Source organism: Marivirga lumbricoides (assembly GCF_014636295.1).
In the GTDB taxonomy this organism is placed as follows: domain Bacteria; phylum Bacteroidota; class Bacteroidia; order Cytophagales; family Cyclobacteriaceae; genus Marivirga; species Marivirga lumbricoides.
In genome coordinates, this window is the sequence record NZ_BMEC01000014.1 from 15,646 (window position 1) to 38,385 (window position 22,740).

Below are 22,740 nucleotides of genomic sequence, written 5' to 3' on the forward strand. Positions count from 1 at the left end.
TTAGCGAACATTTTTTATATTGCAAAAATGTATATAATTTAATTATTTGATTATCCCTATCAATATAATGAGATATACCTTCTCACTTGATGAATCAGACTTACTAACTCACCAGCTTTTTCTGGTTTCTACCTCGAAGGCAGCTATTTGGAGACGAAGAAGAAGTTGGATAATTATTGTTCTCACCTTTATTGTCTGTTCAGGTTTATTCTATATAGAATCTAATGCATTTCTCAGAAATTATTTTGCCATACTGGCATTTATAAGCCTGATATTTTACCCTCTTTACTCTCGATGGAAATATAAAAGACACTATTTGAGACATATTAGGGAGCACTTCTCTGGCACTACTGGTAAGCAAGCAACAATAGAATTTCAGGAAGAATTTATATTTGAAACGGATGAGACAAACTCTGAAAGCAAAATAAATTATTCAACTATTGAATCTCTGAATGAACTTCCCAATCACTTTATCATACGATTAAAGACTGGACAAGCTCTTGTTTTACCAAAGAACAAAATAGAAAATATTGATCAACTGCGCTCAGACTTATTAGAATTAACAAAGAGATTAGGGGTAGAGTTAAAAAACCACAAAAATTGGAAATGGAGGTAAGAATTTAAATAATTTACTTATATTCTAAATATTAAGGTCACGAAACCTTCATTTTAGTAGAGCCAGTTTCAAAATGAACTACAAATACATAATTCTATCAGCATTAATTCTTTACATTTCCTGTGCAAACCCTAAAGAAGAAAAGGGAAACATAACTAGTAAAACTACAATAATGCTTGAAAATGAGGTAAAAGTAGAGAAGAATGAAAAAATAAACCCTCAAAAAGTTAAAGAACAAATCCCTACATCTGACTGTGTTAATTATTGGAAAAATAGATTCCCCAATGATAGCTTAAAAGCAATTTATATTGACTCCTTAATTTCACAAAACCAGCTACCGGAAAACAACCTACTTTTCTTAAATGCATTAAAAACGAACACTAAGAAGGATTTAGCTTTCAAAAATGTCCTGTCCCCTATTTTCAGACTATCAGAAACAGAGATAGGTTTATTGACTTTCGCTAGTTACCAGTTGGTAGATAACAAGTTTATTGCTGACTCAAAAGAAGAGGACTTAATCTCGAAGTACCACACAAACACATCAAATACGTTTGATCACTATGGAAAAATCCAATATTATCCAACATTACTGGACTCACTATATAGAGGGCAAACTAAGCCTTCAATAAACTTCTACACAATAAATAAAGCAGGAGCTAGCCAGGTTATGCAATTGGGAAAGTACGTAGATGAGTGCTTAGAATATTTCGAATATACCATTGACACCTCACACATATCTGTGACTGACACATTGTTGTTTAGTAGTCCTTTTAAAATAGATTTAGTATTCGAGAGTAACGCAGAGGTAGATCTGCTATTACAAAATGATTACAAGGAAGAATGCCTGGACTGCCCAAGCAGCATAAAATTACAGAAAACTTTTGCAAGAGTAAAAGGAGTAAATAATCTATACTTTGTGTATGCGGATACTTTTCCTATTAATAACGAATTAGATACTCCTTCAAGAGCACTTGTTTTAATCACTCAAAAAGATGAAATTAAATACTTGTGGTATAGTGAAATTGATTTGTTCGGATGTAGTTGCCTTTAAATATACGGGGCTAAAGTTATATCTCTTACTACTTATTTAATTCGTCTGCAAACATTTTACACTGCCATTTCGATGAATGGTTAGGATTTGGTAATGGAAGAAAGTATGTTCAACTCTTCAAACTTTAATGAAAATATACTTTATGAAAAAAATTCTATTCGTTCTGCTTTCATTAGTTGTTTATTCAGCATCAGCTCAAATTGATTTTAATACGGGAAATGCTCAACTAGATAGCGACCTAAACACTATCAATGCCAATGCTTCTGCCAATTTTGGTTCCTTTAAAGCAGACTTAAGTGTAATTTATAATGTATCAGAAAAGAAAATAGATTACATGAGAGGGAGTTTGAATATGGCAGCAGGAGAGATTTACATTTCCTTAGAAATCTCAAAATTATCCAAAACTCCTATTGATGACGTACTTGTTATATACACCAATAATAAAAGCCGGGGTTGGGGCTATATAGCCAAACAAGCAGGAATTAAACCGGGCTCTCCTGAATTCCATCAACTGAAAAATAATGCCCGTTCCAAAAAGAATAAAAAAGCGAAAAACAAAGGAGGAAGTAAAGGGAAGGGAAATAGTAAAGTAAAAGGATGAGTGAGTATTCATCAAAATGTTAGCACAACATAACCAAAAGCCTGAATTACAGGAATTAATTGAGTATTGATATGAATAGCAAAAGATTTTTGGAATTTTACTGTATAGCCCTACTTACTGCTTTACCATTAAGTAACATCATGGCGCAGAATGATACAGTGTACCTGGATGATAATCAAGAGGTTTTTTCCGTGGTTTCTCATGATCCGGAACCTATTGGAGGGCGTGAATCTTTTGATAAATGGATTCAGGAGAATTTTAAAGAAGAGTTGAAATCAACAGAGGATAATGAGAAAAAGGTGTTTTATGTACAATTTATAGTGGAAGTGGATGGCACCCTTTCCGATATCAAAATAGTAAAAGGTTTTGGAGAGCCTTATGATGATGAAGTGAAAAGAGTAGTAAAAGAGAACCCAACAAAATGGCGTCCTGCAAGACAAAACAATAAACCTGTAAAGCGAGCAAATCTCATTGCTGTTAAAATCTGAAAAGGCCAAAGCATCTGATCCCAGCTTCAGCATAAATAGCAAATTGCTGGGGCAAGATTTCACAAATAATCAACAAATTCATAGGTTTGATTTTATCAGACTAAGAGTTTAAAATACTGTTTTACCGAAAAAATTACTTAACAGTATTACCTTTACCTTCAACATCTAGATTTTACCTATTTCGGAATACATACATATCATCCCTCTTCCCTGCTTGTAAAAATTAAAAGAATTTTTATTTCTTTCGAAATAATTCCACTATGTTGATCTAAGAAAAAGTGAAAAGTCAAAATAAGATAGCGCTTCACAATATGTGAACTAAGCGCTTATGACATAGATTTACATGAACGAAGAAATTAAAAAGCTAAATTAGGACTTGCACAAGGTTACTTCGGTAAAGGAAACTTTAGTACAACAGCAGTAGTGCTGGAAGAACTGATCTCCAACGAGCCTGATAATTTTGATGCTCAGCTTTTAATGTGTCGTATTCACATGGCAGAAAACGACCTGAATGAAGCAGTAAAAGTCTATCAGCAATTAAGGGGGCTAAAACCTGATTTTCAAAATGATGAGATAAAAAAAACTCTTGTTAAACTCTGAAAATATCTCAGAGAAACAAGCTTCAGATTCTTTTTCAGATGATGTAGAATCACATATTTTTGGTAAAAAAGACAAAACAACTTTTAAGGATGTAGGCAGAATGGCCTACGAAAAGGACCAAATTAGCCTGAAAATTATTCACCCACTTAAGCATGCTGACCTATACAAATCCTACGAAAAAAAATAGGTGGTGGTATACTTTTCTACGGACCTCCGGGGTGTGGTAAAACTTTTCTGGCAAAAGCTACCGCCGGTGAAATTGATTCCCAGTTTATTTCTGTCGGTATTGATGATATTCTGGATATGTACATCGGCCAAAGTGAGAAGAAGCTGAATATGATTTTGTGCGGGCTTCCAATTCACTGCAGCTGGATGAAACCATTGCCATTTATACCTCGCAAATATTAGGCACTCCAGGTCACCTCGGCCTGGTGAATAACAAGCACCCTATGGTGCCGGTAACTACCTACAGCGCAGCTTACCGACTGGTGCTGCATGGCCTGGCAGCCGAAACCCTTCATGAGATTCTGGTGAATGTGAAGCTAAAGAGGAATTTGGATAGCGTGATTAGCCCGAAGGAGAAGGATTTGGAACAGAAATAAAGAAAAACCATAATAAAATCAATTAAAATATTGATCTACATCTCTTGTGCCATTTATCCGTATCAAAGTAATTAGGTTCACATCAAACTGAATAAAATAGAGAAGATTTTTATGAATAACCCTTTACTTAAAAGCTACAATACTCCCTTTCAAACACCTCCATTTGATCAAATAAAAGCTGCCCATTTTATGCCTGCCATAGAAGAGGCTATCAAAGAAGCAAACTTAGAAATTGAGGCAATCACTTCTGAAAATGAAGCGCCTACTTTTGAAAACACCGTAGAAGCCCTTGAGTTTTCAGGCAAAAAGCTACATGATATTGCATCCATTTTATCTAATCTCAATAGTGCGGAAACAAATGAGCAAATTCAAGCTACTGCCAGAGAAGCTTCACCATTATTTTCTGAATTCAGTAATAATATCTTCCAAAACACACGCCTTTTTGAGCGCATTAATGCTGTATATGCTAAGAAAGAGGAACTGGGACTGGACAAAGAGCAAAAGGTGTTGCTGGAGAATAGTTATAAAGCTTTTAAAAGGAATGGAGCCGACCTCAACGTGAAAGACAAGGCACGCTTTAAAGAGATAAGTAAGAGATTATCTGAACTAAGCCTCAGTTATGGCGAAAATGTATTAGCCGAAACCAATGAATATGAATTGGTTATTTCCGAAGAAAAAGATTTAAGTGGCCTACCGGATTCTGCTATCAAACAAGCTGCTAATACAGCTAAGAGTAAAGGAAAAGAAGGGCAATGGGTATTTAGCTTACAGGCACCTAGCTTCCTTCCCTTTATGGAAAATGCTGATAACAGAAAATTGAGAGAGCAGCTGTATAAAGCTTATATGGCCAAGGCTAATAAAAATGATGCCCGTGACAATAAAACCATCATTCAGGAAATTGTAACCCTTAGAAGTGAGAAAGCAGGCCTACTGGGCTATGCGTCTTACGCAGATTACGTGCTGGAGGAAAGGATGGCAGAGGATAAATTTAAGGTGCAGAAATTCCTCGATGACCTCTTACAACAAGCCCTGCCAAAAGCAAAGGAAGAAGTATCTGAAATTAAAGCTTTTATACAGGAGTTAGGGGATGATATTGACTTGCAACGATGGGATTGGGCCTACTATTCTGAAAAGCTGAAGAAGAAAAAGTATGCCATCGATGATGAGTTATTAAGACCTTATTTTAAACTGGAAAATGTTTTGGATGGTGTCTTTCAGACCGCTGAAAAATTATATGATATCCGTTTTGAGGAGCTAAAGAATATCCCTGTGTACCATGAGGATGTTACCACTTATGAAGTTAAAAATATGGCTGGTGAGCATGTAGCTATTTTCTATACCGATTTTCATCCAAGAGAGGGAAAGCGCGGTGGTGCCTGGATGACCGGCTATCGGGATCAATATAGAAGAGACGGAGAAGACATAAGACCACTGGTTTCAAATGTGTGTAATTTCACCCCATCTTCACCAGGAAACCCAAGTTTACTCACTTTCAATGAGGTAACTACCTTATTCCATGAGTTTGGTCACGCCTTGCATGCTATGCTGGCCAATAGTAAATATGCTAGTCTTTCGGGAGCCAATGTATACTGGGACTTTGTGGAATTGCCCTCACAAATCTTTGAGAATTGGTGTTACGAAAAGGAATGCCTCGATTTATTCGCCAGGCACTATGAGACAGGAGAAAAGATTCCTCAGGAGTACATCGAAAAGATTAAGGCGAGCAGCACCTACCATGAAGCCTACGCCACAGTGCGGCAGATAAGTTTAGCCCTTCTGGATATGGCTTATTTTAGCCTCGATCATGAAGCCGCTCAAAGCATTGCAGACATAACTAAGTTTGAAGAAGGGGCTATGGCTTCTACAGAATTATTCCCTAAAGTAAAAGATGCTATGATGAGTACACAGTTTGGTCATATTTTCGCTGGAGGTTATGCCTCAGGTTATTATAGCTACAAATGGGCAGAAGTATTAGATGCTGATGCATTTTCACTTTTTAAAGAAAAAGGCATATTCAATAAGGAAGTAGCAAAATCTTTTAAAGATAATATACTTTCAAAAGGGGGAAGTGAGCACCCGATGGAGCTGTACAAAAGATTTAGAGGAAGAGCGCCAAAAATTGATGCATTGCTTGAAAGAGCAGGTTTAAAATAATCTTTTTAATTAGTTAAAAGTACGCAAAGCCTTTCACAGACATGGAAGGCTTTTTTAGCCACTTAGTTAGGCTGCTCCTTATTGAAAAACCATACATAGAGGCTAAAACAATGGTTTGTCTATTTTATTGGTAAAAAAAAGACAGCAAACTTTAAAAACCATAGCCTGAAATGAAAAAAGCTATCTTAATGGTAAGACAGCTTTTTCATTTACATAAGAAGTTAAACAGTTATTTGAAACATTGTAATAATTCAGACGCACACTACACTATTTCTCTGTAAATATTTCCAAAGCGATCTATGACTTCCACCTCCACTTTTTTAGCCTGTTCATTCGGTTTAAAATAAAACATATGATCTGTTAGTTGAGGGTCTACCCATGTTCTTCGCTCAGGTAAATCAGGCCCATCATGCAGCTTAATACTTAAAGGGTCACAGCTTGTTATTCGGATGAGCTCTCCTTTTCTTATTCCATCTTCATACCAGTATGCCTGCCATGCTTTATCCCAATTCCAAATGTTCACACTGTGTAAATCAGGATATGATCTATGCTGATTTTTGCCAAACACTCTAAACTGATGATTTTTCGCATGACCCGTTGCCTTATAATACCACTTTAGTTCCGAGCCCTTTGCGCTATACACTCCGTAGCCATTAGGAGTTCCATCATGGCAAATAGGGCCACTCCACCAGGCACCGCAAACTGTACCATGACAATGTTCATACCTGCTATCACTGACCACGTTATCATTAAAATGGGTATGTCCTGACATAATATGAGTATTAAAGGGTGCTAATAAATGATACAAATGCTCCCTATTTGATAATACACTCGCTATATGGTTATCCTTAGGATATCGATGGATAGCTCCTGTAACCGCTGGTATATGCATTGAAACCACTAATGTCGATCCTGGCTCAACAAACTTTAAATCTTGTTCTAGCCATGCAAGTTGCTCCTCTTGAATGTAGCCTATGTAATGATGTTTATCCCCAATAAAGAAAACATCGTCAAGCACAACATAGTGAACCTCTCCCCTGTTGAAGGAATAAAATGTTGGCCCATATTGCTTTTTAAAAGTTGGGCTCATGGTTGCATCGCTTCTATTACCAAGGTCAGCATCATGGTTGCCAATTACTTCAAAGAAAGGAATGTTCATTTGCTGAACAGACTGGTTGTAGCTATCAAATAATTCCAGCTTATCAAATACTAAATCCCCACAGCCAATACCAAATGTATTAGGAGTATTTAATTCACGAATAGTTTCAATAAAATCAGGTGTTGAAACATTTAAAAGCTGTTGTGCTTCATATGAATTTTGTATTTGCGGATCTGCTAATAGAAGGAAGCTATGATTAGTATCAGATTCTTCTAGCGGTTTAAGGTCAAAAACCAGCTTATTATTTTTTCCTCTTTTATTAATCCATTTAAAAAAATTAGCAGAACCATTTGCAAGGCGGTCTATCTCATAGCCAGCAGGAATGCTGATAAAAACAAAGTCCTGCTGGGTGGAGCTAGCAAATTTAAATTCACCATCAGTATTGGTTTTCACCAAGGTGACACCGTCAGATACTACCACATTTTTCACTCCTTTTCCCTTTGAAATAACTCTTCCGGAAATATTTAGAATAAAATGTTGGGTATTTGCTGAAGCATTGCTACCATGAGAAAGTGTGCTCCCCAGAAAGGGGAGCGCACCAAATCCTAAACCTAATTTTTTTATAAAACTTCTTCTGTCATTATTCATTCATAATTTATTTTAATAACCACATTACTTTATTTATCTCATCGAAACCTTCATATTGCCTCTCAAGTGCTTCAATTAAATTTTCACGGTTAAAATTAGTTTCTGAAGTAGGATATAGCCATCTGGCAGGAACAGCTTCTTTGTTATTTTGATTAAGACTAGATGCTGGGTTTATAGGGAAATGTGGATATTTTACTCTTCTATATTGATAGTAGCTTTCGTAAGGATCCTGCATAAAATGTAATAAATAGCGCTGTAACCAGACTTGCTGTAGTTGCTCATCTTTATTGGTTTTAAATGCAGCTTCTCCGGTAAAATAGTTATCAATATACTCCTGAGTAATAACTCTTCCGTGAGCGTAATCTGTATTTATTTCCTTAAAAGGCTCCAGAGCTGAGCGTGTTCCTTCTTCATAATAATCCTTAGCTGCTCCACCAATCCATCCTTTAAGTGAGGCTTCTGCCAGAATCAACTGCTGCTCAGCATAAGTAATGAGCATCCTTGGCTCACCAATAATTTCGTTCTGATACCTGAGATTAATTATAGAATAGGCCCCATCTTTATGCCCAGCATTCATTTTCTCAAATTCCAATGAAACATCTAACCCTACATATGCAGTTGAATCATCTTCCTCCTTATTATTTTTAATTTCAACACTTGCAGGTTCTCCAAAGTAAAACAATCTATAATCATGAAGTTTGTTAAGATTGCTTACCAACAAAGAGCTTAACAAGGTTCTACCTGTGAACATATCATTTGTACTGTAAAGAGGATATGAATTCACACTATTGTACTCAAGACCAAAATAGTCAGCAGTAGATTGTAATAAATTATTCTCTTGCACTATTTGAGCAAAACGATTCTTTACCTGGATAGTAGTTTCACCTTCCTTCTCACTCAAAGCCATTAAAACTTTTAAGGCAAAGGAATTAACGGCTCTTCTCCATTTTTCAGGATCTCCATTATAGGTAGAAGGGTCTCCAGAAAAAACCTTTCCTGTAGCAAAGTATTCATCAGCTTCTTTCAACTCATTTAAAATACCTTCAAAGACTTTTTCCTGTAAATCATAAGCAGGTTTTTGTAGTCCTGCATCTGCTATTCCGGCCTGAGTATATGGTATATCACCAACTTTCATGGTAGCCTGATAAAAAATGTAGGCTCTGGCAAACTTAGCTAATCCCCGGTACGAGTTCTCAAGGTTACTTCCTTCAGAATATTCTACCATCTTATCAATATTAGTTAAAAGAGTAAAGCTATTAAAGTCCGTGTTGCCTAAGCTGTTATACTGGCTACCCATTATGCCTTCATTAGCATAACCTACATATTTAGGAAGCGCATTCTGACTAATAAACTGTTTTGCATCTCCAGAATACTTGGCCATACCTAAAACAACCTTAGTAAATAAAATAGTAGAACTAACTTTAGAAGGTGTATTAGGGTTGGTATTTATTTCATCAAACTTTTCGCAAGCGCTAAACCCAATTAGAAGAATGCTTAGAGCAATTATAGATAAATATTTCATTTCTTAATTTTTTTTAAAATGTTAAATCGACATTAAAACCTAAGTACCTGATTGAAGGGTCACTGAAATTTTCTGATCCTCCATCTATATCAGAATACCTGAATTCTTTAGCCCAGTAAAAAACATTTTGGCCTATTAGAGATAAAGAACAATTTTGAGCACCAAATTTTGAAGTGAAAGATTTTGGTACATTGTAACCTAATGATACTTCGCGAATTTTAAAGAAGGTGGCGTCATAAGCATCATATGCTGAAGGGCTCCCCCCCCAGGCCGTTCCTTTATGTATAGTTTGAACGTAAGAAGCATATCCTACCTTAACATCATTTGGTGAATACTTCCGTGTATCAGAAAGTATATTTCCGTAGGTATCATAAGTAGCTTCACCAGAAACCACTTTTACACCTTTTCCTATATAATTAGCAGTTCCGGGGTTGGTTGCATCTAAATATCTTTCTTCTGTTTGTGAATCAGGATGGTTACCCGACTGCCACATATAAATTTCTGTTGTAGCTTGTGCTAATCCACCAATTCGTCCATCAGCTGAAATCCCCAGTCTGAAATTTTTATATTGAAGCGTAGTATTTATTCCCCATATGGCATCAGGGTCGGAATAACCATAAACAGATTGGTAAGGTGAATATTGAGGCAATCCATTATTATGGATAATGTTACCTTCGCTGTCTTTTAAAAAATCTTGCAACGTAAAATGATCAACTCTCTCCCCGACTTTCACCCAGGGAACATCTTGAGAATATTCAGAATCTAGCTGGGTATAATAACGGGCATATTTTGACCAGTTTAAACCTACATCCCAACGGAAATTATCTGAAATAACAGGGGTAAAATTAGCTGTCAATTCTACACCCCTCCTGGTTATTTCTTCACTTGAGTTCACATAAGTATTATAATAACCTGTTGAAGGGCTTAAACCAGCCTGTCTTAAAAAATCATACATCCTTTTGCTGTAATAAGTAGCGTCAAGTGAAGCACGTTTACCTAAAAAACTAATTAAGGTACCTACTTCATATGTATCAGCCGATTCCGCTTTTACATCCATACCTCTCATTGTAGTTGGGTAAGTTGCAGCACTTAGGTTGTCCCAAGCATTATTTGTAATTTCATACACAGAGTTTGTAGTGTAAATTCCAGGAGGTGTTTTTGAAGTTGCAAATGAACCTCTAATATTCCAGGATGATAACCATTCGCCTGTATTTAGTAGTTCTGAAGGTGCGAAATTAGCCGAAACAGAAGGGTAAGCATATGATCTTGTAGACTCTGGCAAAGTGGAACTCCAATCATTTCTTAATGTTCCTTCTAAAAAGAACAAGTTTTTATAAGAGACAGCCATTCGGCCAAACACACTGTTAACTTGTTGTTTATATAAAACAGAATTTGTTTTGACGTTATTAAGCGATGATTTTAAGGAATAGAAACCTGGAATTGTCAATCCGCCTGATGTCATAGATTCAATACCTTCATCTCTTTTAAAGAATAAAGTTCCACCTACAAAAGCATCAATCATGATATTTCCGAAATTTCTTTTTGCAGTAACTAAGAGATCATTATTGATACTATAACCTCTTCCAAGTCCCATATTATAAGAACCATTCTGTGATTCTCCCCATATTTCTCCTCCTCCCTGCAAAACTTTAGCTGTACCAGCACTTACATAAGAGCCTTTTGAAATAGTAACTATCTGCTGGTCATTGTAGTTATCTAATCCTGTTCTCATTGAAATATCTAACCAGGAATTGATGTCATACTTAAGACCAAGTGTTCCGTTGAACACACTTCTATCTATACCATGTGTCCGCTCATACCTATCAAAATAAGGGTTATTATTTGTAGCCCGGTAGCTGTGGTTTTGAACTTCGTCTTCCAGCATCCAATAATTTTTGTATTGCCTGATGTCATAATCAGGAGCAGACCATACCAGAAGATTATACATTGGATCATAGGCTGTATATCCACTAAAACCAATATTTGGTGATTTTTGACTATTATAAGCCATTGAAGAAGATAAAGAGAATTTATCCATCTTAATTTCACCACCTATACTGTAGGTTACTTTATCATAAACAGAGTTAGCATACTGACCTTTATTTTGCACCCACGCAACGGATGATCTTATGCTTCCTTTTTCTCCTTGCTGGGTTACACTTAAACTATTATTTATAATGTAGCCTTGCTCCAGGAAATTTTCAAAATTATTCGCTCCTCTGGCAATAAATGGCATGGGCTCATACTCCATAGTTTGTGGATTCCATTGATTAACGATTTGCCCCTCCATTGGAGGTCCCCATGCACCTCCTCCTCCTGAAATGTAAGTATTGTCATCAGTATTTACTTCGCGCCCATAAGTGGTTTGCTGTTCCGGAATAGCAAGAAAACCTGCACTAAACATAGTACTACTGTTTAGCGTAATAGAAAGTCCATTTTGATCGGCTCCTTTCTTAGTAGTTACCATTATTGCACCACTAGCTCCTCTATAGCCGTATAATGCCGAAGCTGTTGCCCCTTTCAGAACGCTAATACTTTCTATATTGTCTGCCGGAATATCACGCAAAGTAATATTCCCGTAAGGCACCCCATCTATAACCAAAAGCGGTGTTTCACCTCTTAATTGAATATCTGGTGCTTCAGCAAATTCAGTGCTATTTTTTATTAATAAACCAGATACTTTACCGGTTAAAGACGTAGCCACATCCACTCCTTTTACTTTATCCAGTTTATCTCCACTTACTTTTTGAGCAGCATAACCTAACTCATTTTCTGATCTCTCAATACTAAAAGCCGTTACCACAACCTCCCCAAGTGTAGAGATATCTTCCTCTAACACTATCTCGAAAGTAACCTGAGATCCTATGTTTATGGACTTTGTAGCATACCCAATGTAGCTCACCACTAGTGTTTGTGCTTTATCCGATATATCTAAAGTGAAATTACCATCAATATCGGTAACAGTTCCTTTTCCTGTTTCTTTTACCAATACCGTAGCCCCAATTAAAGATTGCCCCGAATTATCTTTAACAATTCCTTTAATTTTTACATTTTGAATCGAAGTGTTTTCTGGTTGCTGATGTACTGGTTTCACATAGATAACATCCCCTACTTGCTTAAAAGATAAGTCGTGCTGTGATGAAATATGATTTAAAGCTTTGTTTAAACCCAGCTCAGAGTTAATGAAGTTTATATGTTTTGCTATATCTATTTCATTAGTATTGTAAGCAAAATTAATTTGCTTTTGTTTACCAATCTGATCCATTACTGAAGCCAGCGTCCCACTATTTAAATGTACAAATTCGGTATCCTCAACCTTATTGATTTGTGCCGATATCCCTATATTAGAGGAGAATACAATAAAAATAATTGCCAAAAAGGCACTGTAAATTTTTTTTTCCATATTTTTGAAAAGTTTAAATAAAACAAGTAACAAGGAGTGATTGTATTTAGCCCCCCAGCTGTACACACTCCTTTTTTCTTTTTAATAGTTTACTAATACACTATCCTGTGTAATGAACCTATAATTAATGTTTTCAAGGTATTTTAGTCCATCCAATATTTCAGTCAATTCTGTATGGCGGGAATAAGTAGCTGTTAGTATTTTATTTTTTTGATTATCAGTTTTTTCAAGTGCTATTTTTAAGTTATAACTACGCTCAAGCGTAGCTAATACTTCTTCTAAAGGTGTATTTTCAAATACTAATTTGTTTTGTATCCATGAATTGGCATGGTTAAATTCATCTTTTTGTAAAATGAATTTTCCACTGCTACGGTTAATCACTAACTCATCATTTCGCTTCAAATTGCTGACTTCACCACTACTGGTTACCTGTACACTTCCTTCTTTAACATGAACAGTTGAATGCTTATCACTACTATATGATTTCAAATTGAACTGAGTTCCTGTAACTAGCAAATCACTCCCATTGAAAGAAATTCGAAAAGGTGAATTTTTATTTTTGGCAACCTCAAAATACCCTTCTCCATTAAGAATAATATTTCTATTTTCTACAAAATCGGTTTGATATTGCAGATTACTCGAAGAATTTAACCATACTATAGTACCGTCAGGTAACTCCTTACGAACGGGATCATTACCACTGGCAACTTTAAAGGTTTCAAAGATTTGTTTATTCGTGTTTTGGTAAATACTAATCCCTGTTAATAAAAGTAAGGATACTGACGCTGCAATAGCAATATGCTTGAAATATCTTTTAAATAGATTTTGCTTCTCAAGCTCATTACCGCGTTTAATCTCTTCTTTTATCTTTCTTAAGATTTCACCATCACGAATGTCATATTCTGGCTCTTCCTTATCAGCCTTTATCCATTTCGCTTCAAATAAGTTTGTAAAAGTTGCATTAAACTTATTGCTTTCTAATGCTTTTAACAATTTGAGTTTATCACTCTCAGTGGCTGCCTGATGCAAATATGCCTCCCAAGCTTCATTAACTTCTTTTTGATTCATATATAATTGATCACAACAAAAAGGTCTATAATAATTTCTTTCACTTATTATATCCTCAAATGATCGTGAACACCTAAGTCAACTCCATTAAGCAATTGTTAAGAAAATGTTACTCAGAAACGTAGAAAGGAATCACTTAAGCTTACTATAGCAGCAATAGCGAAAATAGGCGATATATCTTTCTTGATTTGATTAAGTGCCTTATTCATATGGTTCTCCACAGTTGATGGTGAAACACCTAGTAAAGAAGATATTTCCTGAATGCTCTTTCCTGCCTCTCTTCTCATTTTATACACCTTTCTAGGCATCTCAGGCAAATTATGTAAAGATTGAGCCACAAGTTCCTGCAGCTCCTTAATTAATAAAGGACTGTCAGAATTAGAGGAATCAACTATGGAAGAAGCCGTTTCAAGAGAATCCATTAATTCAACACGCAGTTGTTTATTTAAAGCTTTTAAAGCATAGTTTTTGGCTATTGTGAAAACATAGGAATGAAAAGAAAGCTCTTCATTAAGTACCTCTCTTTTGTACCATACTTTCAAAAAGGTATCTTGTATAGCATCGTCAGCATAATTTTCTAATCTGATGCTATTTAAAAATGATCGAACCTTCGGAGCATAACGCTCATATAATAAACTTAATGCTAATTCATTACCTAACTTTAGCAACCTCATTAATTCTTGGTCTGACCGCTCCATATTTAATTCATAATTAAAGCTGCCAAAGTTAAAGGGAGTATATCTTGTTCCAGTGAAGAAAAGTTTATCCTTTTGTTAATTGTAATGTAGATTTCCGCATAAAGCTAATAGCTTCAAGCGCGCTGAAGGCGCATTGTTAAAAAATGAATATTAAATATATTAATAATCTATTTAGTGTACTTTTCCTTCATTACAACTTTCTATCTCACTCTATCATTAAAAAGATGATAGAACTAAGTGCTCTTGAAAGGAAGTTAAAAGCCACCATCTTTAATAAACGTATCAAAAAAAGTATCGATTGCATATTGGTTAAACCAAAAGTATAGTGAGGAAATGGATAGAATTCAACAACAGTATGGTTGGAACTCTCCTAAACAAATATTATCAGTTGATTATTAATCAATATGGAAAAAGAACTGGATAAAAGTTTAGCAGACCTTCATCAGGACAGGTATTTAATGCACAAAGTTGAACCCCAAATATTTGGTACTCAGGTCAGATCTGAATTTGTCAGGTTCCTGGGTGATGATAATATAATTCCTTACGATAAAGAAGATATCCAACAGCACTTAGGAAAGTACGACCTTGTGATAGATAAGATACCCATGGCAACCTTACTCATAAAGATTTTGTAAGATTGGGACAACGTGGGGTGCTGGCAGGGTTCACAACTATGGGTAATATGATATCCGTATTACTAAAGAATATATTTAGTAAATTTCCTATTGCCCAGTTTACAGCTAAAGCCATAGGTTATATTGAAGCTATGTACACCAAAGGAAAAGTAGTGATGGTTTGGTTTGGGAATTAATAGTCTGGATTAGTATGCTAAGCTTAATAACTCTCACTATTACCTAATTCTTTGTATAAGAGGGGAATCAAATTTAGCCAGTGTATCTTCTCTTAACCGGAGAAATAGTTGTAACTATTAATTAAAAATTGATTACTGGTGACTCCTCAACCTCCCCACTATCAACTCAGCGGAAGTTTTAGAAGTATCCATATTACCCATTATCTCTTTTAGCTCACGGTAATCTTTCAAAACTTGCTCTCTTTGGGCTTGCCCCGGTAGCAATTGGGCTAATTCTTTTCTGAGATTATCTATTGTAAAATCCTGCTGGATCAGCTCCTTTACCGCTTCTTTATTGAGAATTAAGTTCACCAACGAAATGTAATCTACTTTGATAAGTCGCTTGGCTATTGCGTAAGACACTCCGCTGGTCTTATACACCACTACCTGAGGCACTTCAAAGAGTGCCGTTTCCAGTGTAGCGGTCCCGGATGTCACCAATGCTGCAGTGGCACAGCTCAGCACATCATAAGCCTGATCAAAAACAAGGCTCACATTCTCCAATCGGCTTACTGATTGATAAAGAGATGTCTCCAGATTAGAAACCCCAGCTATTATAAAATGATATTCAGGAAAAAAAGGAACAATCTCCTGAAGCTTTGCCAGCATATGAAGCACCTCCTGCTTCCTGCTGCCAGGTAAAATTCCGATTACCGGCTTTTCCAGTTTTTTTCCTGCAAAATCTTCATCGGGCTCGAAAGCCCGAATCGCGTCCAATAAAGGGTTGCCCACGTAATCCACTTCATAATCAAACTTTTGGTAAAAGTCTTTCTCAAAAGGCAGAATTACATACATATAATCTACAGAACGTTTAATTTTGTATGCTCTTTTCTGATTCCAGGCCCATATTTTAGGCGAGATATAATAATGCGTAGGAATGTCATTTTGCTTGGCAAACTTAGCTATCCTCATATTAAAGCCAGCATAATCGATCAGTATAACAGCATCTGGCTGAAACTCCAGGATATCGCGCTTGCAGAATTTAATGCGATTCTGAATGGTATTTAAATTGGTAAAAACCTCCCAAAACCCCATGAAAGCCATTTCCTTGTAATGCACTACCAAATCTCCACCTGCATTTTGCATCGCTTCTCCCCCCCAACAGCGGATTACAGCATCAGGATCAGCTACTTTCAAAGCTTTAATTAAATTACCACCATGTAAATCTCCTGAACGTTCACCAGCTATTATGTAGTACTTCATGCGAATATTGTTTCTTAAAAGGCACAATCTGTACAGGATCAGCGGTACGGAATGTGTTAATTTACTCTTGCTTTCGAAAGTTTATCTCCAGCTCACTTATTAAATGTGTAAAATTACGTGATTGATTGATAAAACAATATATTATTTGAGTCTATTCCTTATTTCAGTCTAAATATCCACTTGTACTTACCTGAAACCTGCAGATGTATTTTTAATCTCTGCACTATTTAAACAGAAAGGAAATCCCATCAACGTCAGATTTACAAGCAAATAAATTGTAAATCACTGAATTCTGTGAGGTTTTTTAAAAAATAAAGACTTTCTTTTGTAAAATATTTTCTACCATCGTGCTGTATAATGCTTCGTATTTGTCTAACTGCTTGTATCAATTTCTATCTTCTTTTGCTACCTTTCTTCTTAGTTGCACAGAATACACCCGAAAAAGAACTAAATGAACTGCTAAGCCTTTATGCAATCAATGTTTCAAGCAATCCGGCACTTGCAAAGAATTATGCAGAAAAGCTGAAGAGCCTAAGCACCACATACAATTTGCCTGCATTTACAGCAAAAGCACATTATGCATTAGGTAACATCGCCTTTAAAGCGGGTAAATTTGATTCCTCTATTTACGAAATCAGGAAAGCAATCAATTTTCTGGATTCTCTCAATATTGAAAAAGGCAGAGCTGCCTGCTATAATTTGATAGCAGTATGTTATAAGAACAATGGGGATTTAACCTCCTCCATGCAAAATTTTGAAGAAAGTCTCTTTTGGGCCAATAAATTAGGAGATTCCAAAAATGAAGCTAATGCTTACCAAAATATTAGCCTCATTTACTTTCAGCAAAAAAACTACATAGACGCTGCCAAAAACCTCGATCGTGCGCTGGTATTATACACAGACCTGAATGATTATGATGGGGTCATCTCCACGAGATTTAATTTTGCGAACATCTTAAAAGAACAAGGTAAGTTTGAGGAGGCCAGGAAGTTCTACAATGAAGTGATGGACTATTATCAGCAACAAGGTGATAAAATTATGGAAGCTTATGTTGGAATTAACCTTGGACAGATCTTAATGGAAGAAGAACGGTTTAAAGAAGCACTTCCAAGACTTATTGACACGAAAAACAAATTAGAGTCTCTCAATCTCAGGGCTGACATGGGTATGATTTTAAATGATTTAGGATTCTGTAACCAAAACCTGGGCTTCAATGAAGATGCTATCAAATACTTTACAAAAGCTCTGGCTTTTACTGATGAAAATCCTGATTTATATTATGTGGGGGAAATCTATCAAAACCTTTCTATACTTTATGCTGAAAATGGACAGTATAAAAAAGCACTGGAATTTTATAAAAAACAGGTAGCACAAAAGGAAAAACAAAATTCACTGGAAAAGGAAAAGCATTTAGCTACACTTCAGGAGAAATACGAAACAAGGCTAAAAGAGGCTCAAATCACCTTACTGGAGCAGGAAAAATCATTAAAAGATGCAGAATTACAACAAGCTGCTACCAATTTAAAGAAACAACAATTAATAAGGAATATTTCTCTGGCTGGCTTTTTAATATTGCTGATTGTACTCATTGTAATCCGCTATTTCTATAAACAGAAAATTAGCTTCCAGAAGCAACTGGCGGATCAGCAGGAAGAAATTGCTCAACAGAAAACCAATGAACTGATAAAAGATTTCAGGCTTAGCGCCATTGAACGATACCAGCAAGGACAACAACAGGAACGGGCTCGCATTGCGCGTGAAATCCATGACGGAATTGGAAGTGATCTGGCTGGCTTAAAAATTGCATTTGAGCAATACCTCGGTAATGCTGCCCCTTCCAAAGAGTCGTCCAGAATATTGTTAGGTATACGAAATGCCTGCCAGGACCTCAGGTCTATCTCTCACAAATTACATCCACCTGCTTTCTCACAGGTAGGTTTCTGTGACTTTATTCGGGATTTTGCGGAGCAAACTACAAAGGGAGCAGAACTTGAAATACATACCATTTTCTTTCCAAAGGATAAGATAGATGCACTCCCTGAAGATTTGCTGGCAGATGTTTACAGGATTTCACAGGAACTGATCAGTAATATCATAAAACATGCGCTAGCCTCCACAGTAGAATTACAGCTTACGCTTCATGAAACCTATTTAAACATAGTGGTAAGCGACAACGGAATAGGCATTACTGACAAAAACACTAACAAAGGAATAGGCTTAAGAAATATACGTGAGCGCCTCATCAGCAGGAATGGCACAATGGAAATTGACAGCTCTGAGAAAGGGACTGTTGTAAATATTGATATGGGCATTAACAAAATAACCAGCACAAATGAAATCGAAATTTAATCTTATTATAGCGGATGACCATGTGATGTTTTTAGACGGACTGCACGGCATACTTTCTGAGTTAGAGAATGTGGGGGAAATCCATTTAGCTACTGATGGACAGCAAGTGCTAAGACTTCTGAACCAATTTAATAATGTGGATTTGGTGATAAGCGATATCAATATGCCTAAAATGGATGGCATTGAGCTTCTTAGCACTGTTAAAAAAAAGTATCCTGAAATTAAATTCTTTATCCTCAGCATGTTGGATGATGTCCGGACCATCAATAAGGTAGTGCAAAAACAAGCAGATGGCTACATTTTAAAGTTTGCTGACAAAGAGGAACTCAAAAAAGCCGTACTGGAAGTTTTAAGCGGGGAACAGCATTACTCCCAAAAGGTTAAAGAAAGTTATATGCAAAGTGTTTTTGAAAGAAAACAAAATAGCCATGTAGAGTTGTCAAAGCGTGAAAAAGAGGTTTTAAAATTGCTTATGGAAGAGCTATCTTCTAAAGAAATATCCGAAAAACTTTTTATTTCAGTTAATACTGTTGAAACTCACAGAAAGAATATTTTACTTAAAACAGGTAGCAAAACCACTGTAGGGGCAGTAAAGTTTGCTATAGATAATGGTTATTACTCAGAGTAATTTCCATAAGAAAAAGCACCTCCCTGAAAACCATGACTTTAAACTTTCACTGCTAAAGGGTAAAAACCTGCTTAGCAATGGCTGTAATTTTGAAGTAGTTAAAATTAAATAATCAAATGGGACTACAAGAAAAAAAAGCAGCACAATCCATTAAAGATCAATACTTTAATGATTACCAGACAGAATTAAATCAGATAGTAGGTAAAGAACTTCCTATAGAAATTAACTGGAATTCTTTTGACTTAAATTCTATAAAATTTATTCCCAGTGTATGCTTACAGCGAACAGTGGATGCATTTAAAGAAGTCTGTGCTGATAATTTTGGAAAGGAAGCCGTGCAGGAAGGCATCAATAAAATTGCTGTAAACAATATTGATGAAAGCACAGCCGCAGACAATAAAAGCATTACGCTTGAAGCTGGAGTTTTAACTATTAATGCTGCCTACGGGGGGCATCACAGTGGTTTTTTTACTGATACTACCATTAAAGAACATATTGAAAACAAGCTTTAATAATATCTCTAAAGTAATTATAGAAAGCACTGTCTGAAAGTAGTGCTTTCTTCTTATCAAACTAAAAAGCTTTTATTTACACAAAGTTTAAAACTCTCATTTCAATTTGATGAGATAAGTTTAATGCTAAAAAAGCAGAAGATTGCTGATTGGTGTAGGCAAATTTATTAGTTTGTTATTGCAACCCCATCAATAGTGAGTTCTTTAAAAGACAATACTAAGTCGGAGCCATACCCATAACTTTGCCCTTTCATAAAACTCTCACTTTGGCTACTGACAATTGCTTTAGAAAATTCAAGCTTTCTCCTTTCCTCCCCTGTAAACACATCAATCACAACCACTTCTCCGCTAAGGTACTTAGGGCTTTGCGCCATCCAATTAAGCAAAAACTTATCTAATTTATCCGACAAGTTACAATTAAGTCCTACTATTACATCTGATTTTTCTGTAAATACAGAGTCTGTATTATAATTGGCGCTAAAATAGTAAGAAACATTTTCCAGCGCGTAGGAATGCTTTTTACCCTCAGAAAAGAGTCGGAGTTCAATATCATAATTTGTTTCAGTTCGTTGGCTAAAAGCCAAAACACTATTAAATAGCACGAAAAAAATGGAGATTATCGTCTGTTTTGTCATCGGTCAATTATTTTTTTTTTATAGGGACTATTTTCTAAAATATTATTTATAGTTTCTCTTCAATTTTATCACGTAAGTCGGCAAAATCCCATCCTAATGCCGGGCTATTCTCAACTTTGCAGGTAATTTTCAATGTATCTTCATGCAAGCCAATCGAGTTAGCTTCGCCTATTTGTAACTCCACAGTTCCTACCTTTTCCTTTAGAGCTTCCTTTCCTAAATCATTCTCCGAAATAGTAAAAAGTACATTTATCATCGTTTGAATAAGTAATTTGCAAGTATAAAGCTCCATGGGAGACCCTATATCGTTTACATCAAAAAGCAAGGCTATTTCCTTATCTAACTTTTCAGAAAGCTTCATCCTCATATCAGAGATAAGCCTTTTCAATTCCAGTTTAGAGGGAACTTCAGAATCCGCAGGCTGAAAAGCTATCTTTCCATCTGAGAGCAAATACATAAAAGGTTTAGTATTGTGTAATTCAAGGCTCATTACAGAAGCACTATTACAATACTTCAGCTCTGGCATTCCTTCATGCAACTGGCCTAACAATATTTCTCCATTACTAATGTTATAATCTAGCAGAAAACCGCTAATCAATACACCTCCGCTTAACATTAATGTAAGTTGAGGCAAAATAGGTTTTTCCTTGTCCTCTTCATTTTTTGAATGTTCATATAATTTCTTAAGAACGTTTTGAGGACTGTCTGCTTTTAACTGAAGTAGTTTATTGAAATCCATAGATTATTAAATTAAGTTTGTTTGCTACAAAGATGATTTGGTTTTCAGTTAGTTACCTCACTGTTTCCAGTGATATTGAGGATTCACTTTCTCTAGGTAGAAAGAGGTGGTAAAGAATGAATAAGTTTGAAAAATAGAATTGCCTTGCATTCACAAAACATGACAACCGATGATCAGAAGCTTCCTTATTTTTTGTTTGATATTTTGCCATTCTCAGCTACAGGCTCAAGAAAAAGATAAGACCTGGGTGGCTTTTTGGGATGAAGCCTATGATTTACGAGGGTTTAAAGATGCTGATGGAAACGTTGTTATTCCTCCTAAATTTATGGGATTTACGGTTGCTTCTCAATTTGATGAAGTGATTGCCGTGATGGAAGAAGCTAACGGGCAGTTTATCAGCTACCATCTTTCAAAATCAGGTAATATTTTTGGCAAAGATAGTTTATACATTTCTGATAATTCAGCGGACTGTGAAAGTGAAGGTTTTATCCGATTTGAGGCTAATGAAAAAGTTGGAATGTTCAATAGACATGGAGAAATTGTGATCCCGGCTGAGTATAATGCCCTTTCAAGGGTAATGAATGGACTCGTTATTGCATTAAAAGGAGCTAAGAAAAGCTTCTGGGATAAGATGAATCACTCCGGATGCAACCACTTTAGCTGGAAAGGGGGCGAAACAATTCTAATTGACACAGCAAATAATATTTTAATAAAAGACTTCGAAAAAGAGAAACAGCTGGATTTTTATTCACTTGAAAAGACCTACAAAAAAACTTCTGACCCAACAAGGCTTAATTACAAAGCGGAAGACGGTTTTTACTACTCTTTTATTGATAAAGAAATGGCTTTTAAAAGCTGGTTACATGATAGCTTACTATCTGAACTAACCATTCAAAAATTGCTGATAGCAAGCAATGATACTCTTTTTTATTGGGATGATATTGAAGGATGGGTTGAGCAGTCCAAACATGATTACCTCAAAAGCCAGTTTGATGACATCAAAAACAGTCTGCTTACAGTTAAAAATCCGTCCACTGATTATTTTATTTCTTTAGGTGACCTGGTAATTTTCAACGAACACTCTTCAGTTTACAATAAGTATTTCAATAACTGTGGTCAGGCAAAAACATGGCGATTCCCGCTTTTTACCATTGTTATTAATAGCAGTGAGAAAGATAAACTGACACAGGATCATATTTCATTCTTAAAAACAGATGGAGGATACCAATTGATTAACGTTACACTGAGAAACCCATAAAGAAAGAATTTGTAAA

At 35.8% G+C, this 22,740-nt stretch carries 22 protein-coding genes and 1 pseudogene; 15 read left to right on the forward strand and 8 right to left on the reverse strand.

Annotated features, from left to right (window positions below; all coding sequences use genetic code 11):
• Positions 1-67: 67 nt before the first annotated feature.
• The 9 genes and pseudogenes from IEV85_RS19625 to IEV85_RS19660 all read left to right on the forward strand — a co-directional run bounded on the left by IEV85_RS19625 (position 68) and on the right by IEV85_RS19660 (position 6,112).
• Positions 68-616 (forward strand): YcxB family protein, encoded by a 549-nt coding sequence (locus tag IEV85_RS19625; RefSeq protein ID WP_188466728.1) that lies wholly within the window; start codon positions 68-70, stop codon positions 614-616.
• A 73-nt stretch (positions 617-689) separates the two neighbouring features.
• Positions 690-1,667, forward strand: a complete 978-nt coding sequence (locus IEV85_RS19630) for a hypothetical protein (protein WP_188466730.1) — start codon at positions 690-692, stop codon at positions 1,665-1,667.
• A gap of 142 nt (positions 1,668-1,809) precedes the next feature.
• The gene (locus IEV85_RS19635; protein WP_188466732.1) at positions 1,810-2,268 is read left to right on the forward strand and encodes a hypothetical protein; all 459 of its coding nucleotides are present in this window, start codon (positions 1,810-1,812) and stop codon (positions 2,266-2,268) included.
• Between the two features lie 71 nt (positions 2,269-2,339).
• Positions 2,340-2,756, forward strand: a complete 417-nt coding sequence (locus tag IEV85_RS19640; RefSeq protein ID WP_188466734.1) for an energy transducer TonB — start codon at positions 2,340-2,342, stop codon at positions 2,754-2,756.
• 402 nt (positions 2,757-3,158) lie between these two features.
• Positions 3,159-3,356 (forward strand): annotated as a pseudogene (locus IEV85_RS19645) (tetratricopeptide repeat protein); the annotation flags it as partial.
• Positions 3,343-3,543 carry a hypothetical protein gene (locus tag IEV85_RS24940; protein ID WP_229712662.1) on the forward strand — a complete coding sequence of 67 codons (201 nt, stop codon included), beginning with the start codon at positions 3,343-3,345 and terminating at the stop codon, positions 3,541-3,543. The pseudogene IEV85_RS19645 and the gene IEV85_RS24940, both read left to right, overlap by 14 nt.
• Before the next feature lie 47 nt (positions 3,544-3,590).
• The gene (locus IEV85_RS25240) at positions 3,591-3,764 is read left to right on the forward strand and encodes a hypothetical protein (protein ID WP_425562908.1); all 174 of its coding nucleotides are present in this window, start codon (positions 3,591-3,593) and stop codon (positions 3,762-3,764) included.
• Positions 3,701-3,958, forward strand: a complete 258-nt coding sequence (locus IEV85_RS19655) for a DUF6999 family protein (RefSeq protein WP_229712663.1) — start codon at positions 3,701-3,703, stop codon at positions 3,956-3,958. Before IEV85_RS25240 ends, IEV85_RS19655 begins: the two co-directional genes overlap by 64 nt.
• 111 nt (positions 3,959-4,069) lie before the next feature.
• Complete coding sequence (locus IEV85_RS19660) at positions 4,070-6,112, forward strand: M3 family metallopeptidase (RefSeq protein WP_188466739.1); 2,043 nt, start codon at positions 4,070-4,072, stop codon at positions 6,110-6,112.
• 262 nt (positions 6,113-6,374) lie between these two features.
• On the opposite strand, the gene IEV85_RS19665 is transcribed toward IEV85_RS19660, so the two are convergent.
• The 5 genes from IEV85_RS19665 to IEV85_RS19685 all read right to left on the reverse strand — a co-directional run bounded on the left by IEV85_RS19665 (position 6,375) and on the right by IEV85_RS19685 (position 14,550).
• Positions 6,375-7,859, reverse strand: a complete 1,485-nt coding sequence (locus IEV85_RS19665; protein WP_188466741.1) for a calcineurin-like phosphoesterase C-terminal domain-containing protein — start codon at positions 7,857-7,859, stop codon at positions 6,375-6,377.
• 7 nt (positions 7,860-7,866) lie between these two features.
• Positions 7,867-9,381, reverse strand: a complete 1,515-nt coding sequence (locus IEV85_RS19670; protein WP_188466743.1) for a SusD/RagB family nutrient-binding outer membrane lipoprotein — start codon at positions 9,379-9,381, stop codon at positions 7,867-7,869.
• Between the two features lie 13 nt (positions 9,382-9,394).
• Positions 9,395-12,784, reverse strand: a complete 3,390-nt coding sequence (locus IEV85_RS19675; RefSeq protein WP_188466745.1) for a SusC/RagA family TonB-linked outer membrane protein — start codon at positions 12,782-12,784, stop codon at positions 9,395-9,397.
• A gap of 81 nt (positions 12,785-12,865) precedes the next feature.
• The gene (locus IEV85_RS19680) at positions 12,866-13,852 is read right to left on the reverse strand and encodes a FecR family protein (protein WP_188466747.1); all 987 of its coding nucleotides are present in this window, start codon (positions 13,850-13,852) and stop codon (positions 12,866-12,868) included.
• A gap of 113 nt (positions 13,853-13,965) precedes the next feature.
• Entirely contained in the window at positions 13,966-14,550 is a 585-nt protein-coding gene (locus tag IEV85_RS19685) for an RNA polymerase sigma factor (RefSeq protein ID WP_188466749.1), read from the reverse strand.
• A gap of 404 nt (positions 14,551-14,954) precedes the next feature.
• Here IEV85_RS19685 and IEV85_RS19690 point away from each other — a divergent pair, with 404 nt between their 5' ends.
• Positions 14,955-15,185, forward strand: coding sequence for a hypothetical protein (locus IEV85_RS19690; protein WP_188466751.1), 231 nt, complete (start codon positions 14,955-14,957; stop codon positions 15,183-15,185).
• 47 nt (positions 15,186-15,232) lie between these two features.
• Entirely contained in the window at positions 15,233-15,361 is a 129-nt protein-coding gene (locus tag IEV85_RS25120; RefSeq protein WP_262892159.1) for a hypothetical protein, read from the forward strand.
• A gap of 132 nt (positions 15,362-15,493) precedes the next feature.
• Here the strand turns inward: IEV85_RS25120 and lpxB are convergent, their stop codons facing one another.
• Complete coding sequence (gene lpxB / locus IEV85_RS19695) at positions 15,494-16,603, reverse strand: lipid-A-disaccharide synthase (RefSeq protein ID WP_188466753.1); 1,110 nt, start codon at positions 16,601-16,603, stop codon at positions 15,494-15,496.
• A 357-nt stretch (positions 16,604-16,960) separates the two neighbouring features.
• On the opposite strand from lpxB, the gene IEV85_RS19700 reads away from it, so the two are divergent.
• The 3 genes from IEV85_RS19700 to IEV85_RS19710 all read left to right on the forward strand — a co-directional run bounded on the left by IEV85_RS19700 (position 16,961) and on the right by IEV85_RS19710 (position 20,092).
• Positions 16,961-18,952 (forward strand): tetratricopeptide repeat protein, encoded by a 1,992-nt coding sequence (locus tag IEV85_RS19700; RefSeq protein ID WP_188466755.1) that lies wholly within the window; start codon positions 16,961-16,963, stop codon positions 18,950-18,952.
• A complete protein-coding gene (locus IEV85_RS19705; RefSeq protein ID WP_188466757.1) occupies positions 18,936-19,580 on the forward strand; it encodes a response regulator transcription factor in 645 nt (214 codons plus the stop codon). Before IEV85_RS19700 ends, IEV85_RS19705 begins: the two co-directional genes overlap by 17 nt.
• Before the next feature lie 116 nt (positions 19,581-19,696).
• A complete protein-coding gene (locus IEV85_RS19710) occupies positions 19,697-20,092 on the forward strand; it encodes a hypothetical protein (RefSeq protein WP_188466759.1) in 396 nt (131 codons plus the stop codon).
• 167 nt (positions 20,093-20,259) lie between these two features.
• Here the strand turns inward: IEV85_RS19710 and tssD are convergent, their stop codons facing one another.
• Both tssD and IEV85_RS19720 read right to left on the reverse strand, forming a co-directional pair.
• Positions 20,260-20,727 (reverse strand): type VI secretion system tube protein TssD, encoded by a 468-nt coding sequence (gene tssD, locus IEV85_RS19715; RefSeq protein WP_188466761.1) that lies wholly within the window; start codon positions 20,725-20,727, stop codon positions 20,260-20,262.
• 46 nt (positions 20,728-20,773) lie between these two features.
• Complete coding sequence (locus IEV85_RS19720) at positions 20,774-21,466, reverse strand: hypothetical protein (RefSeq protein WP_188466763.1); 693 nt, start codon at positions 21,464-21,466, stop codon at positions 20,774-20,776.
• Between the two features lie 169 nt (positions 21,467-21,635).
• Between IEV85_RS19720 and IEV85_RS19725 the strand changes: the two genes are divergently transcribed.
• Positions 21,636-22,724, forward strand: coding sequence for a WG repeat-containing protein (locus IEV85_RS19725; RefSeq protein WP_188466765.1), 1,089 nt, complete (start codon positions 21,636-21,638; stop codon positions 22,722-22,724).
• Positions 22,725-22,740: the final 16 nt, after the last annotated feature.

What these genes read in the sequence shown, in the direction of transcription:
- IEV85_RS19625 (WP_188466728.1), top strand. Translation starts at nt 68, where the DNA reads ATGAGATATACCTTCTCACTTGATGAATCAGACTTACTAACTCACCAG.
- IEV85_RS19630 (WP_188466730.1), top strand. Translation starts at nt 690, where the DNA reads ATGAACTACAAATACATAATTCTATCAGCATTAATTCTTTACATTTCC.
- IEV85_RS19635 (WP_188466732.1), top strand. Translation starts at nt 1,810, where the DNA reads ATGAAAAAAATTCTATTCGTTCTGCTTTCATTAGTTGTTTATTCAGCA.
- IEV85_RS19640 (WP_188466734.1), top strand. Translation starts at nt 2,340, where the DNA reads ATGAATAGCAAAAGATTTTTGGAATTTTACTGTATAGCCCTACTTACT.
- IEV85_RS19660 (WP_188466739.1), top strand. Translation starts at nt 4,070, where the DNA reads ATGAATAACCCTTTACTTAAAAGCTACAATACTCCCTTTCAAACACCT.
- IEV85_RS19665 (WP_188466741.1), bottom strand. Translation starts at nt 7,859, where the DNA reads ATGAATAATGACAGAAGAAGTTTTATAAAAAAATTAGGTTTAGGATTT.
- IEV85_RS19670 (WP_188466743.1), bottom strand. Translation starts at nt 9,381, where the DNA reads ATGAAATATTTATCTATAATTGCTCTAAGCATTCTTCTAATTGGGTTT.
- IEV85_RS19675 (WP_188466745.1), bottom strand. Translation starts at nt 12,784, where the DNA reads ATGGAAAAAAAAATTTACAGTGCCTTTTTGGCAATTATTTTTATTGTA.
- IEV85_RS19680 (WP_188466747.1), bottom strand. Translation starts at nt 13,852, where the DNA reads ATGAATCAAAAAGAAGTTAATGAAGCTTGGGAGGCATATTTGCATCAG.
- IEV85_RS19685 (WP_188466749.1), bottom strand. Translation starts at nt 14,550, where the DNA reads ATGGAGCGGTCAGACCAAGAATTAATGAGGTTGCTAAAGTTAGGTAAT.
- IEV85_RS19690 (WP_188466751.1), top strand. Translation starts at nt 14,955, where the DNA reads ATGGAAAAAGAACTGGATAAAAGTTTAGCAGACCTTCATCAGGACAGG.
- IEV85_RS25120 (WP_262892159.1), top strand. Translation starts at nt 15,233, where the DNA reads ATGATATCCGTATTACTAAAGAATATATTTAGTAAATTTCCTATTGCC.
- lpxB (WP_188466753.1), bottom strand. Translation starts at nt 16,603, where the DNA reads ATGAAGTACTACATAATAGCTGGTGAACGTTCAGGAGATTTACATGGT.
- IEV85_RS19700 (WP_188466755.1), top strand. Translation starts at nt 16,961, where the DNA reads ATGCTTCGTATTTGTCTAACTGCTTGTATCAATTTCTATCTTCTTTTG.
- IEV85_RS19705 (WP_188466757.1), top strand. Translation starts at nt 18,936, where the DNA reads ATGAAATCGAAATTTAATCTTATTATAGCGGATGACCATGTGATGTTT.
- IEV85_RS19710 (WP_188466759.1), top strand. Translation starts at nt 19,697, where the DNA reads ATGGGACTACAAGAAAAAAAAGCAGCACAATCCATTAAAGATCAATAC.
- tssD (WP_188466761.1), bottom strand. Translation starts at nt 20,727, where the DNA reads ATGACAAAACAGACGATAATCTCCATTTTTTTCGTGCTATTTAATAGT.
- IEV85_RS19720 (WP_188466763.1), bottom strand. Translation starts at nt 21,466, where the DNA reads ATGGATTTCAATAAACTACTTCAGTTAAAAGCAGACAGTCCTCAAAAC.
- IEV85_RS19725 (WP_188466765.1), top strand. Translation starts at nt 21,636, where the DNA reads ATGATCAGAAGCTTCCTTATTTTTTGTTTGATATTTTGCCATTCTCAG.